Here is a 12,829-nt window from a genome sequence, read left to right as displayed (position 1 = left end):
CCATTATGACCACCGACGAGTGAAGCACGCTCAATAGCCGTACCGCCCCTTAACAAGCTGGTGGCATAAACTAACTTCGTGAAGCCAAAGCGGCGATGAATTTCATCAATCACTTGGTTTAACCGACTAGCCTTAATCTGGGTACTTGCCGGCTCAAATAAGCTAAGCTGTTGGCCGGTGTTGGCACTTAATTTGCTGCTATACACCCCAATATTTCGGACAGCTTGACCGTCCCAGTTTTTACGGAACAACCATAATAGTTGTCGCGTTAAAACTTGGTTATCATTGGTTGGCTCAATTTTTAGAGCCTGATGAAACCCACCGCGACCATCGGCTGCGGCCGCAGCGTAAGAAAAGCCAATGCTTAGCAACAGACACCCCGCCATTTTATGGTGGTGTCGTAGCCGAGCAGCCACTTGTTCGCCAATTTCTTTAATGACCGTTTCAATTTCTGCTTGGTTAAGATAGTCCCGTGGCAATACTTGTGAATTACCTAGACTTGCTGATTTGACTTTAGCGGGTTCCGTAACCTGTGCGCGATCAATTCCCCAGGCCGTGGCGAACAATTGGGTGCCAATAATCCCCATTGCTTGTTTCAACAAATAAGGGTTGGCATGGGCTAACTCGTACATGTTGTGAATAGCTAGGCGGTTTAGCCGTTTAGCTGTCCGTTCACCGATCCCCCAGACAGCAGTTAAGTCATTGATCGTCCAGATTTTTTGAGGGACAGTCTCATAATGAATTTCACCAATAAAGTCAGCGGTATGCTTAGCATACACATCAAGGGCAAGCTTAGCTTGGGTCGGGTTATCACCAATGCCAACGGTGGTGTATAAGCCTAATTTTTGCCGCACCGTAGTTTGAATCAACCTTGCTACTTCACGGACAGACTGCCCAAAAAGCCGCCATGAATGGGTCATATCCAAAATACTTTCGTCAATTGAATACGGCCAAACTTCTTTTTCCGTCGTAAACTGGTGAAAGATTTGGTTAATTTGCAAGTTACGTTCGATATAGAGGTTCATGCGTGGTGGGACAACCCACAGACGCGGATCATTAGGTAAATCACGTTTACGTGAGACATTAGCTTTGATATGAAATAATTGCTTGGCTTCAGGTGAAGTAGCCAAAATTAGGCCACCATTAGTGTTTTTAGCCTCACTAAGGACAACTAAGGGCACTTTTAAGGGGTTCAGTCCCCGGGCAACAGCTTCACAACTAGCATAAAAGCTTTTGTTGTCGATTAGAAAGAACACGCCATGCGGTTCATCATCAGTAAACAAGTTGATCACTTCCATTAGCTTTTACCCATATTTTAGCACAAAAGCAAACATGTGTTCCCTTAAAGTGCCATAAATCTGATTTAAAATTGTCGAAAGTCAGTCATAGTCATGCTATAATATGGGTAAGAAAAAGGAAGCCCCGCTGATATCAGGACTTCCCATGTAGAGCCGTTTAAGACGGTGACAAATTTATACAGTTTAAATAACCGCTAGCTTGCCAGAGCTAAGGCGGTTATTTTTTTTGCTGACTTTTGATCAGCTCAACAATTAATGCGATTAAGGCCACGATAAAGGTACCGAAAGCCAGCATCAATTGTAAAGCGTCCGCAACGGACACTTAGGCTACTCCTTTCGTTAGGATTTATGGGCTTTAAGGGTTTAACACCATAAGCACCACCTCCGATCGGAAATAGCCACCGCCTTAACTTCTCTACAAGCTCTAATTATACCGAGAATTTACTATATAACCAAGCACTCAAAAAGCTATTTTCAAAATTAATGGTGCCAATTATCAATAATACCTTTTAAAAGATTTGGAAATCTGTGATCTAGTTCTGCTTGTCGTAACGTAAGATAACTATGAATACCAGAACGCCTAACGGAGATTAAGCCATTTAAACGTAAGTTTCGGTAATGTTGAGATAGATTGCTCTTTTTCCCTAGATCATTAAAAATAGCACATGAACATTCCTTGTTTTCTTTAAACAACTTAGTGACAATTTCTAAACGAATAGGATCACTTAAAGCTTTTAGTATTTGCGTAAGGGTAACCTTATTAAGATTAATACTAGGTAAGTTTTCTTTCATACATAGCCGCTCCTTTGTTTACTTTACATCTGTTTAGTATATACTAAACAGTTGAAAGAAGGTAAGTATATGGATTCAAAATCACAAATAATTGAACAATACTTTAAGTTATCTGACTTGGCTTCTAATGATGAACAAGCATTGCATGAAATAATTCAATTTTTTTCAAAAAGGGCTGTAATCAAGGGCGCTAATGGTTTTATTGCTGATAACCCGACTAAAGTTGAAGAATTTTTTGAAAACTTTTTTAAAGATAATCGAGAATTAAGGCATCTTTTTCGTGTAGTCATCAATGATGATAAATATCAAGCCGAGTGGGCCGTTGCTGGACGTAAACGTAGTGGGAAAATATTTGCATTTCATGGTTTTGACATTTACGAATTTGACCAACAAAACAAAATAAGTTTCTTGAAAGTTAAACTTGAAAAATAGAAATCAGTAAAGGCCATTAGGGTATGATTTAAAGAATAAACACATTAGTATAGGAGCTTTTTAATGAAAAGTATTAGAGAGATGGACGCGCCAATAGGATTGGCTTTTTTCTTTGGCCCAGCTGTAATTATTGGAATTATCATGTTAATAAGTGGTTTTAATACCGTTTCAGCAACTATGGTCTTAGTGCTAGTTTTATTTGCCCTTAAATATATGCATACCTCAATAGTTGGCAAATATAAGATAATGCAATCTATTGTTAACAATATTCATTTAAAAAAGGACAGTAAGATATTAGACGCTGGCTGTGGTCACGGCGCCTTTATGCTGCAATTTAATAAACAAGCGGCAAGCATAAATGAAATCATAGGAATTGATATCTGGAGTAATAAGGATCAGGGAAGTAATTCAATTGAAGCTACTCAAAAAATCATAGACAGTAGTAATTTGGCTAACAAGGCAAAGCTAAAAACTGCTGACATTTTAGACATGCCATTCAACGATAATGAATTTGATCTAATTATATCTAGTTTGGTACTGCATAATATTAAACCATTTGAGAAGCGAAAAGAGGCGCTTGTAAACATAGCAAGAGTTCAAAAACAAAAAGGCCAGTTGGTAATCATGGATATAGGATACGAGACTAGTAAATATGTGCGTATTCTTAAAGACTTGGAATATCAAAACGTTAATATTATGAATGCTGGTTACAACGGTTGGTGGGGTACCCTATGGTGCCAACTTTTGTAATAACTGCGATCAAATAAAAACAGTATCCGTCACACGAGGAAAGAGAATACAGAGAGAGGATATCCTTATGAAACAAGCAATTTTTGTGATGTTAGATGAATATGCTGATTGGGAAGGTGGTTATCTTTCAAGTATCTTAAATCGAGACCCCCACTGGGAAGTCAAAACTGCTTCAATCAAGCAAGAGGTAGTTTCAATTGGTGGTTTTAAGACCACAGTGAATTATCATTTGGAGCAAATACCGGTTGATTGTGAGCTATTGATATTAATTGGTGGAAATTCATGGCAGATCAAAAATAATGTACTAAAACAGTTGATTCAAGACCGATTAACGGATAATCGGTTTGTAGGTGCAATCTGTGGTGCCGTAGATTATCTCGCTAAAAACGGATTACTTACTGATTTCAAACATACTGGAAATGCGCAATATTTGTGGAAAGATTTTGACCAGTACCAAAACAAGTCAGATTTTTATGAGGAACAAACGGTACGCGATCATAACTTGGTTACTGCTAATGGTACTGCAGCACTAGAATTTACACAGCAAGTCTTAAAAATGATAAAGTTCAAAAACACCGAGCAAATAGATAAAGATATTTACTTGTATAAGTCCGGATTTTACCAATACTGCAAAAAGTATGGTAATCCATTCTATTGATTAGCCTATATCACTTATCTTGTTTAGGGAGGATTAACCTTGGAAATTACGTGTATATTTTGTGGGCAAAAAAAGGAATCCAGCTTAGAACATGTTATTCCTGAAGCTATTGGCAATAATAGTTTTACTACGAATAGAGTTTGTAAAGACTGTAATAGTGCTCTTGGCGCAACAATTGATGACAAATTTGTAAATAGCCTTCCAATTGAAATGAAAAGGGAAACGTTAAAGCTAAAAGGGTACAAAGGGAATATTCCACAAGTGTTAAAGCGTGGAGAAGACTCAAATGGTAACACCATAATATTAGACAAAAGTTCAGGCCCTAGATATATCCCTAAAGTAATTGAAAAAGACAATAGCTTCTCAGTTATGGCAAATTCTAAAAAAGAAGCAACTCAGATAATTAAAAAAAAGCTGAAGAGGAAGCACGTTCCACAGAAATTTATAGATAAAATGTTGGCAAAAATTAAAAGTACGGAAGTTAAAGAAAATCGGCCGAAAATCAAATTTTGTTACAATTACAATATATCAAACTTAAAGTTAGAGTTTCTGAAAATTGCTTTTGAGTATATGAATATATATTACGGTGATCCTTATAAGCAAGATTCCCTTGGAAACTTTTTAAAAGACATTCTTAATCAATTTAAGTCTGGCAATACAATAGACTATTCTAACTATGTGATAGACGTTCCAAGCCAAATATGTACTCCATTTAAGAATAGTTTAAAAAGAAGTAATCAAAATATCCATGAAATCATTCCTGTAATTGATTCTAATAATAGACTGTTTATCTCTATCTTTCTATTCAATGGTGAATTTTCATATTCCGTCTTAGTTTCAAATCATAGTGACGCTTATCCCAACATATTGGGGAAAAGAAAAATAATATTGATAAGTAAATGATGTTAACTGTATTGTGCGCTTAATTGGTGTCACATTAAAAAATACTTTTATACATCTTCTTCAAATGTCCATTAAGGTATACCCTATTGGCCGTTTTTGATTTGGTAATTGTAGTAGAAAGTCTGACTTTCCTTAGAACTGTCCAAAACAAAGTGCTAAAAATGACTTTTATGCTTTTATTTGATTGTATCAAAAAATTGTCGCAGCGTAAGCACCCAACCAAATGACGGATTTTCACCAACAATTTAGCGCGCTACACTTACCTCATCAATTCAAGTTTGGTGAGGTATTTGTATGGAAGACAAACCTGATGTTGTTCATTTTCAAATGGATCAGCCTAAGTCGAGGCAGTCGGAGGTGACCAAAGCATTACAGATCAAACTTAGCAATGAGAAGCCCGTCATCGTCTATAATCGCGTCAACAGTTATATCCTTGATGCACTTTTAAAGGCGGTGTTTTTAATGTTGCTTGATCTTAAGCGAATCGCTCAGGTCTATTTAGTGGCTGGTGAATAATTTGTCCAAGTTATTTGTAACAGTCCGTTAATCCGTTATCGCTGTATAATAAGTGCATAGGTTTTCCGGCATATCCGTGATTTCCCATGCAGTTATCACAACCCTATCGGAGGCGTTATCCATGGTTTATCGTCAAACAGTCACGCAACTCTCAATTGAGTCCTTTGGCACCGCTTTGAGCACACCACTTAGTGCAGACAACGAATGGGTTCAACTTGCGGATCAAATGCCTTGGCAGAAACTGACTGAGGCATACCAATTAGCCTTTCCGTCGAAACTTGGCCGTGCTGGTAAACCGTTCAGGCTGTTATATGGGTCCCAGCTGATCAAGCAACGGACTGGTTTGTCTGATCGAGACATTGTCGAAGCCATACGTGACACCCCAGCTTATCAATACTTCATTGGCATTCCGCAATACCAACTCAAAGTCCCGTTCGATCACACGGCACTAGCATACTTCCGTCGACGGATCGCGCCGATTTCTGAATTGATCCGCAATATTATCACCGATGCAGTTCGCGAGCGACTTCAACGCCACTTACCAACCAAGTCGGTGATGATCACCGACGCCACGTGCACACCAGTAAACATCAAGTTTCCTCAAGATACGCATCTGCTTAACCAGGTGAGAACGAATCTAGAAGATGACATTAAAGTCATGGCTAAACAGCTTCAAGTCTCCCCGCCTCGGACTTACAAACGTGAAGCTCACGCAAAGTGGACGGTCTTTTCTCGTAAGCCTCGGCGTTGGGGAAAGTTGACGCAAAAGCAAATCAAAGCCCAGCTCCAATACATTCGTCGCGACTTGCGGTACGTGGATGGGATGATCGACCAAGGGGCGACCTTGACTGCGGCGCGGGCCAAGCGGCTTGGGGTCATTCGTTTGGTGTTTGACCAACAAGATTACATGTATCGCAACCACACACATCGTGTTGAAAACCGGATCGTCAGCTTGAGTCAGCCGGAAATTCGTCCGATCATGCGTGGTAAATCAAAGTCGCCGGTTGAATTTGGACCGAAGATCGATGTTTCGATCATGGATGGTGTCATTGATATTGAACGGTTCTCGTTCAATGCCTTCAACGAAAGCGGTGACCTTGGCTCAACGCTTGATCACTATTACGATGTGCATGGCGAATATCCAGACGAGGTGCTGTTGGACACGCTGTATCGAACCCGCGAAAACATTGGGATGTGTGCCAACCTTGGTATCCGCGTGAGTGGACCGCGGCTTGGACGTAAGCCCAAGCATGTGGATCCAGCGCAGCGCCGGCAAGATCAAGATGCAGAGGCGCGGCGAAATTGAACGCTGATTCTCGTTTGTAAAGGGGAATCTCGGACTGGATCTTGTCAAAGAGAAGACTGCCGAGACGATTGCGGTCGCCGTAGACACTGGTGTGGTCATGGCAAACCTAGAGAATTTACTCGCAGTCTTAGGTGGACCAATTTCAGTGACCGCCAAAAAGAATAAGACTGCGGTGAAGATTGATTATCAAGTTATCGTCGATTCAGTTGAAAATGAGGGCTAATTCACCAGCCACTAATTATTGTGTATTTTTATTGTGATTGATTTGCTACTTAGGTTCCTGGTTTTCTGAATCAATCAATTCCTAAATCAACTTCACTATGGGCAAGCGATTGGAGGCCCGATTATTGCGCTTACTTGTGGGTTAGGTACTTGGTGGTATTTAAAAAATTAAAAAGCAAACAACGCAACACATTGCACTATGCCCTGTCAACTTGACAGGGCATAGTGCAGGGACAGGTCTTTTTTAAGTTTTCTGGGTGGTAATTTTAATTATGCAGTCTAGATAAACTAGTGCTGGTTGGTGTGCTGCTGACTTGACTGGGGCCGATAAGCGGCAACTAACCCTGTCACAGCGTCCAAAGTCATAATCAGACCCATTAACCACATTGCTGCCATATTGTGCATAGTACCAATTAGAATCAGCAGCACCACATTTAACGCCAGCATGAGCCAGCCCATTGTTTTCGACATTTGTTGCATGAAAATCCTCCTCAAGTGTATTGGATAAGACCTATACCATTTTTCGCTACTGCTTTAGATTAATTCTAAATTTTTTTATGGCAACCCTAAAAAGTGTTAGAATTTGATTCAGAGCGTTATCAGCCGCTGTTAGAAACCATAGCATAAGCGGGAACAAGTGCGGTGGACCGCACTTTGGCCATTGCGATTGTGGTTCTTATGTACAGGTTTGTGCGGCTGATAACGCATTTGAAGGGAGAAATCACAATGAAAACCTATACGGACTATTTCTTTGATGAACCAGCGTTTGATCTCCACGATGGTGGGTACGTGCCGCTTGAGGTCAGTGATGCGCCTGAAAAGCACTTAAATGTGCCGCCGTTGTTGAAACCAGATAAAGAGACAGCGACCGACGTTTATTACACGGTGACAACAGAGGCTGGGGAAACACAACTGTTGCCAGGGGCGAAGACCAAGACGTGGGGCTATAATGCCAGTCTGTTAGGTCAGACGATTGTGTATCGCCGTGGTCAACATACACATGTGACACTGAAAAACACCCTGCCTGAGTTGACCACTTTTCATTGGCATGGGGCTAATGTCAGTGGCCCTTATGTTGATGGCGGATGCCATGCGCCGGTTTATCCGGGTGAAAGTAAGCATATCGACTTCACATTGGACCAACCGGCGACGACTTTGTGGCTGCACGCGCATCCGTGCCCATCCACAGCCGAGCAGGTTTGGCATGGTTTGGCTGCCATGGTGATTGTCAAAGACGACCATGAAGACAGCCTGCCATTGCCAAGGAATTATGGCGTTGACGATATTCCGGTCATTTTGCAAGACCGGCGTTTTCACGAGAACAACCAGTGGGACTACCGGGCTGATTATGATCCTGACGGTGTTGCTGGGCCAACCGCAATGATTAACGGTACAATCAATCCCTATTTTGATGTCACCACGCAAAAGGTCCGGTTGCGTTTTCTGGATGGTGCTAATCGCCGTGAATGGCGGTTGCATTTTTCCGATGACCTGCCATTTACGCAAATTGGCGGGGATGGCTCGCTGTTACCGGAGCCGGTCAAATTTACCCATTTGATGCTGACTTGTGCTGAGCGTGCCGAAGTGATTGTTGATTTTGGCCAATACCATGAAGGCGACGAGGTCACCTTATATACGGATGATGTGCCATTGCTAAAGTTCCGCATTCATGCGTTCAAACCGGATCAGACAACTTTGCCTGATAAGTTGTTCGACGTGAAGGCGCCTGTGGTTGATACGGCTTTGCCAGTTCGCCATGTTGTGATGCAGGGGATGGACGAAGGTGTTGCGATTGACGGTAAAAAGTTCGCCATGCAGCGGATTGATGCCACGCAGCCAATTGGCAAAGCCCAGTACTGGGATGTTACCAATAGCAATGATGCGCCTGGAATGGTTCATCCATTCCATGTGCATGGAACCCAATTCTTAGTCTTGTCTCGGAATGGGCATGCGCCGTATCCAAATGAACATGGTTTCAAAGACACCGTTGGCGTGAATCCTGGGGAAACAGTTCGGCTGCTGGTTCGCTTTGATCTGCCAGGGGTTTATATGTATCACTGTCATATCATTGAGCACGAAGATGGCGGCATGATGGCACAGATTGAAACTTTCGATCCAGCCAAGCCAAAGCAAGAATATAAATTGATGGATATGGATACGTTAATGATGGCCTTGGCTAAAGAACGTGGCGTCAAACCATCTGAGATTTGGATGGGCGGTATGCAGTCTTATGAAAAAATGGGAATGAAAATGTAAACGTCCCACAATACTAATATAGAAAAAGATGATTTTAATATGCACTCTCCAACGATCAAACATCGCGGGGCTTTTGTCGCCACGTTACTGGCAGGTACCTTTTCGATGTCAATTTCGCAGTCTTCTTTAAGCACCGCTTATCCTGCTTTTATGAAAGCTTTTGGTTTAGGAGCGGATACAGTTGCTTGGCTGACAACCGGCTTTATGTTGGTGATGACCTTGATGATTCTGGTTAGTCCATGGCTGTTGCATAATGTTCCTTTCCAACGGCTTTTCCAAGCGATTGAACTCATTTTTGCCATTGGGACAGGCTTATGTATCTGGGCACCGAGTTTTACCGTGCTCATGATTGGCCGGTTGCTTGAAGCGATTGCGGTCGGGATTATTTTCCCGAGTTTCCAGACCGTGTTGCTGACGATTACGCCGCATAGTGAGCGTGGTCGGGTGATGGGCACGGCGGGATTGGTCATGGGCTCAGCCTTGGCAGTCGGTCCGATTATTTCCGGTGTTTTACTGACATGGTTCCCTTGGCAGGCTTTATTTTTGTTCTTCTTGGTCGTTTCGCTGCTTGTGCTGGCCGTTTCAACGGTGACCATTGCGTCTGTCATGCCATTGCAACCGACGCAACTGGACTGGGTCTCATTCCTTTTATCCGCAAGTTTTCCAATTCTACTTTATGCCTTGGGTGCTTTGTCGAAAAAAGGCTTAACTGTTGGCGTGGTTGGTTTGTTGATTTTAGGCGTTCTGGCAGCTGGTATTTTCGTTGTTCGGCAATTGAATCGCCAACCACCAATGTTGCAAATGCGAGTTTTTGCCACTGGTATGTTTACTAAAGCGGTGTTTCTGACCGGAATTTCATACGTCGGTTTGATTGTCACCACTATCCTGATGCCGCTTTACTTTCAAACGCTACTTGGTTTGTCACCGTTGATTTCTGGCTTGTCCTTAGTGCCAGCTGCGGTGTTGCTGAGTATTTTGAATCCAATTAGCGGGCGCCTACTGGATCGCTTTGGACCGCGTGTCGTGGCCATGATTGGCATGTTGTTGATTACTGGCGGCTTTGGTCTGTTAGCAGTCTTTGCCCATCATTTACCACTGATTGGGGCAATTATGTTGGCGATGGCGACTGAAGCCGGCAATGCCTTTGTGATGATGCCTTCAGTTACGGCTGGCGCGAATGCCTTGCCGAATGAGCTTGTGGCAGACGGCACTGCGGTCACAACGACGGCTCGTCAGTTATTCGGTTCTGCCGGTGTCATGTTCGCCACAGTGTTGTTGGAGGGCATGCAAAACACGCTGCGAAGTCATGCTGGCGGTTTTGCTGTTACCTTCGCTGTGTTTGCTGGTGTGGGCCTGATTGGCTTTCTGCTGGCATTGACGTTACCAAAAGAATTCGTGAAGAAAGTGGCGTAGTAGCAAATTCGTGCTTCGCATCTACCAAAATGACCGCCTACCAAAAAGTAGACGGTCATTTTGGGACTCTATGTCAAACATCCTAAAGTTTAAAGTATAGAGATAAGTGACACAACTTAATAATTGTGGCCTCCTTTTTTATAATCTATAGCTGAAAATGGCAGAATATCATAATGTATGCTTATAAGCCATTTATTAATGTGAGCAACTAAATTAGTAGCCGTAAGCTATTAGCGAAAAGCTTTGTTAACTCACTTTTTAGGTTAATTGAACGCAAAATAAGTAACCTAAATATTAATCGCATTAGTATCTCTAAACTGAAGTCCTACTCGTGATATGAAATTCTTAAGCAGATCAAACAATCCCTCAAATCTCACTCAAATAATCGTCCGTTAAAAATAACGAACGTGTGCTCAGATAACGCTTATTTAACAGCTATACCAACCGATTTTTAATATTAATTACTGTCTGCACTGCTACACCGGTTTCAGCTGCAATTGCACGATAGCTAATTGGGGCACCGGTTGCTTTGTTTCTTAATTGATCAACGATACGGCGGTAGATAAACCGCTTTTGTGGGTTAGGTGCGTCTGCGGCGTAAGCGGGCCGCGTCCCTCGATATTTCCCATTGGCTTTGGCGATTTCAATTCCTTGGCGCTGGCGCTCACGAATTTTCTTCCGTTCTGTTTGGGCCATATAAGCTAGCAGTTTGGTTAACAGGTCAAACATAAATTTATCCATATCTGAATCGCCGGTGCGCATAGAAAGAAATGGCGCATCTAAGACTTCCATCTTAACTTGTTTGTCCCTGATCTGCTTGATAATATCACTGGCATCATCATAGTTACGACTCAAACGATCCAAGGACGCAATGACCAGCGTATCGCCTTGCCGAACATAAGCAATGGCTGCTTGTAATTCTGGTCGATTTTCGGTTGATTTTCCCGATTGCTTTTCTTCGAATATTTTTTCACACTCAGCTTTTTTAAGTGCTTTGATTTGACGTGCTAAATTCTGATCAGTTGAACTAACTCGGGCATACCCAATTTTCATCACGACTTCTCCTCTCGGAATTTGACCCTACATTATCGGTAACAGATTAGACACTCAAATTAGATATTTTTAACAGATTCAAGAATCGCTTACCGTGCCCGATAGAATCTCAGTTTTTTCCTATATTCTTAGTATAACGTTTATTGTCCATTTAGGGTACACTTAAAAAGTTCAAATGTTATTATTATAATATAGCACACGAATTACATTCCAAAAACTAAACTTATTTGCTATACTGATTTAAAATAATAAACGAGGTGTTTACATTGTCCCTAAGTCAACTTTTTTTTTTCTATTTTGAGCTTCATGATTATATGTGCTGTTCTATTTTTTATACTTTTACTTCAAATGTTTAAAATGCGAAAAAGCTTAAGAAAAAATATGTTAATTTTCAAGCAAGCGCTAAACCAGTTCAAAAATGAACATCGTATCTCTGATTCAAAAAGCATTAACTTTATTACAGCTGCTAACTATCAGCCTGCGAAGTCCCTGCAAAAAATAATCGGCTTAAACATGATTCCAACATTCATTTTATTAGGCACATTCTTTTTGGAAGTCCCTTTTTATATAAGTATAGCGTTGCTTATAATTTTTATTGGAGCCACATTGTTGCTACCAGTGTATTATTTATATTTAAAAAAACATGACACAGAGTTTTTTCTAAAAAATAAGCTTAGCTCTAGTAATGATGAAAAAAATAAAGTTAGGTGATACCATAAAAATATATTTGGCAGTCCCTAATACACTTTTTATTGAAAATTTGAGTCTATCCTTAGCAGGGTAGGCTCTTTTTTTTGCGCACTAAAAAAGCCCCTCAGTTTAACCTGAAGGACTCGCTGAATGGGTTGACTAGACCCCGAAAGCCAAGCTCCTTGACTTCACATTTACCTATTACAATACTATCATACACTATTATTCCTGTCTAGTTTCTGATACACTGAGAAAGGTTGTTACTAAGGCTTGACCCGCCTTAAGTGCAGCTAGGAGGCTTAGCTCCTTGAGTGTAACATTTACCTTATCTGCTGACTTAGTAATCAAACTAGTTATTCTGTATCTAGTTTTGAGAACTAGGCAAATTACAAGTTTAATCCGAACAAGCCCGGAAACTTTCAATGGCAGTCTGTTGATGATGGATTTTTAATGGTCGTTGATTAATAAGCTCAAGTGCTGCCAGGATTTCATCAGTCGTTATCTGGTCAAAGTTAGTCTTTTTCGGGAAAAACCAACGTA

Annotated in this window: 12 protein-coding genes and 2 pseudogenes; 8 read left to right on the top strand and 6 right to left on the bottom strand. The window is 41.3% G+C overall.

Going from position 1 to position 12,829, the window contains the following annotated elements:
- From FD50_RS00150 to FD50_RS00140, 3 genes are all read right to left on the bottom strand, one after another.
- Positions 1–1,283: Y-family DNA polymerase (locus FD50_RS00150; protein ID WP_056959398.1), on the bottom strand; the 1,283-nt coding region annotated here is incomplete at its 3' end.
- 232 nt (positions 1,284–1,515) lie between these two features.
- Complete coding sequence (locus FD50_RS00145; RefSeq protein ID WP_016378676.1) at positions 1,516–1,620, bottom strand: putative holin-like toxin; 105 nt, start codon at positions 1,618–1,620, stop codon at positions 1,516–1,518.
- 158 nt (positions 1,621–1,778) lie between these two features.
- The gene (locus tag FD50_RS00140; protein ID WP_054757457.1) at positions 1,779–2,090 is read right to left on the bottom strand and encodes an ArsR/SmtB family transcription factor; all 312 of its coding nucleotides are present in this window, start codon (positions 2,088–2,090) and stop codon (positions 1,779–1,781) included.
- Positions 2,091–2,159: 69 nt separating this feature from the next.
- On the opposite strand from FD50_RS00140, the gene FD50_RS00135 reads away from it, so the two are divergent.
- From FD50_RS00135 to FD50_RS00110, 6 genes and pseudogenes are all read left to right on the top strand, one after another.
- On the top strand, positions 2,160–2,522 hold the full coding sequence (locus FD50_RS00135) for a hypothetical protein (RefSeq protein WP_054757459.1): 363 nt from the start codon (positions 2,160–2,162) through the stop codon (positions 2,520–2,522).
- Positions 2,523–2,585: 63 nt separating this feature from the next.
- Complete coding sequence (locus FD50_RS00130; RefSeq protein ID WP_054757461.1) at positions 2,586–3,272, top strand: class I SAM-dependent methyltransferase; 687 nt, start codon at positions 2,586–2,588, stop codon at positions 3,270–3,272.
- Between the two features lie 67 nt (positions 3,273–3,339).
- The gene (locus FD50_RS00125) at positions 3,340–3,930 is read left to right on the top strand and encodes a type 1 glutamine amidotransferase family protein (RefSeq protein ID WP_056959396.1); all 591 of its coding nucleotides are present in this window, start codon (positions 3,340–3,342) and stop codon (positions 3,928–3,930) included.
- 39 nt (positions 3,931–3,969) lie between these two features.
- Positions 3,970–4,833, top strand: a complete 864-nt coding sequence (locus tag FD50_RS00120; RefSeq protein WP_056959394.1) for an HNH endonuclease — start codon at positions 3,970–3,972, stop codon at positions 4,831–4,833.
- A 294-nt stretch (positions 4,834–5,127) separates the two neighbouring features.
- Positions 5,128–5,349, top strand: a complete 222-nt coding sequence (locus FD50_RS00115; RefSeq protein ID WP_054757468.1) for a hypothetical protein — start codon at positions 5,128–5,130, stop codon at positions 5,347–5,349.
- Between the two features lie 121 nt (positions 5,350–5,470).
- Positions 5,471–6,878: pseudogene (locus tag FD50_RS00110) on the top strand (IS5 family transposase).
- A 287-nt stretch (positions 6,879–7,165) separates the two neighbouring features.
- Here FD50_RS00110 and FD50_RS00105 read toward each other — a convergent pair.
- Positions 7,166–7,357 (bottom strand): hypothetical protein, encoded by a 192-nt coding sequence (locus tag FD50_RS00105; RefSeq protein WP_054757470.1) that lies wholly within the window; start codon positions 7,355–7,357, stop codon positions 7,166–7,168.
- Between the two features lie 246 nt (positions 7,358–7,603).
- Between FD50_RS00105 and FD50_RS00100 the strand changes: the two genes are divergently transcribed.
- The gene (locus tag FD50_RS00100) at positions 7,604–9,133 is read left to right on the top strand and encodes a multicopper oxidase family protein (RefSeq protein ID WP_056959392.1); all 1,530 of its coding nucleotides are present in this window, start codon (positions 7,604–7,606) and stop codon (positions 9,131–9,133) included.
- 39 nt (positions 9,134–9,172) lie between these two features.
- Positions 9,173–10,546 carry an MFS transporter gene (locus FD50_RS00095; RefSeq protein ID WP_056959390.1) on the top strand — a complete coding sequence of 458 codons (1,374 nt, stop codon included), beginning with the start codon at positions 9,173–9,175 and terminating at the stop codon, positions 10,544–10,546.
- A gap of 435 nt (positions 10,547–10,981) precedes the next feature.
- Here FD50_RS00095 and FD50_RS00090 read toward each other — a convergent pair whose 3' ends face one another.
- Positions 10,982–11,599 (bottom strand): recombinase family protein, encoded by a 618-nt coding sequence (locus FD50_RS00090; RefSeq protein ID WP_056959388.1) that lies wholly within the window; start codon positions 11,597–11,599, stop codon positions 10,982–10,984.
- Between the two features lie 1,084 nt (positions 11,600–12,683).
- Positions 12,684–12,829, bottom strand: a pseudogene (locus FD50_RS12615) (IS30 family transposase); the annotation flags it as partial.

This window comes from Liquorilactobacillus satsumensis DSM 16230 = JCM 12392 (assembly GCF_001435195.1).
GTDB classification, from domain to species: Bacteria; Bacillota; Bacilli; order Lactobacillales; family Lactobacillaceae; genus Liquorilactobacillus; species Liquorilactobacillus satsumensis.
The sequence above is the reverse complement of the archived record's forward strand: the minus strand, read 5'-3'. Positions and strand labels throughout refer to the sequence as shown.

Bases quoted from the DNA above. Each gene is read 5' to 3' on its own strand.
- FD50_RS00140 (WP_054757457.1), bottom strand. From the start codon at position 2,090: ATGAAAGAAAACTTACCTAGTATTAATCTTAATAAGGTTACCCTTACG.
- FD50_RS00135 (WP_054757459.1), top strand. From the start codon at position 2,160: ATGGATTCAAAATCACAAATAATTGAACAATACTTTAAGTTATCTGAC.
- FD50_RS00130 (WP_054757461.1), top strand. From the start codon at position 2,586: ATGAAAAGTATTAGAGAGATGGACGCGCCAATAGGATTGGCTTTTTTC.
- FD50_RS00125 (WP_056959396.1), top strand. From the start codon at position 3,340: ATGAAACAAGCAATTTTTGTGATGTTAGATGAATATGCTGATTGGGAA.
- FD50_RS00115 (WP_054757468.1), top strand. From the start codon at position 5,128: ATGGAAGACAAACCTGATGTTGTTCATTTTCAAATGGATCAGCCTAAG.
- FD50_RS00105 (WP_054757470.1), bottom strand. From the start codon at position 7,357: ATGCAACAAATGTCGAAAACAATGGGCTGGCTCATGCTGGCGTTAAAT.
- FD50_RS00100 (WP_056959392.1), top strand. From the start codon at position 7,604: ATGAAAACCTATACGGACTATTTCTTTGATGAACCAGCGTTTGATCTC.
- FD50_RS00095 (WP_056959390.1), top strand. From the start codon at position 9,173: ATGCACTCTCCAACGATCAAACATCGCGGGGCTTTTGTCGCCACGTTA.
- FD50_RS00090 (WP_056959388.1), bottom strand. From the start codon at position 11,599: ATGAAAATTGGGTATGCCCGAGTTAGTTCAACTGATCAGAATTTAGCA.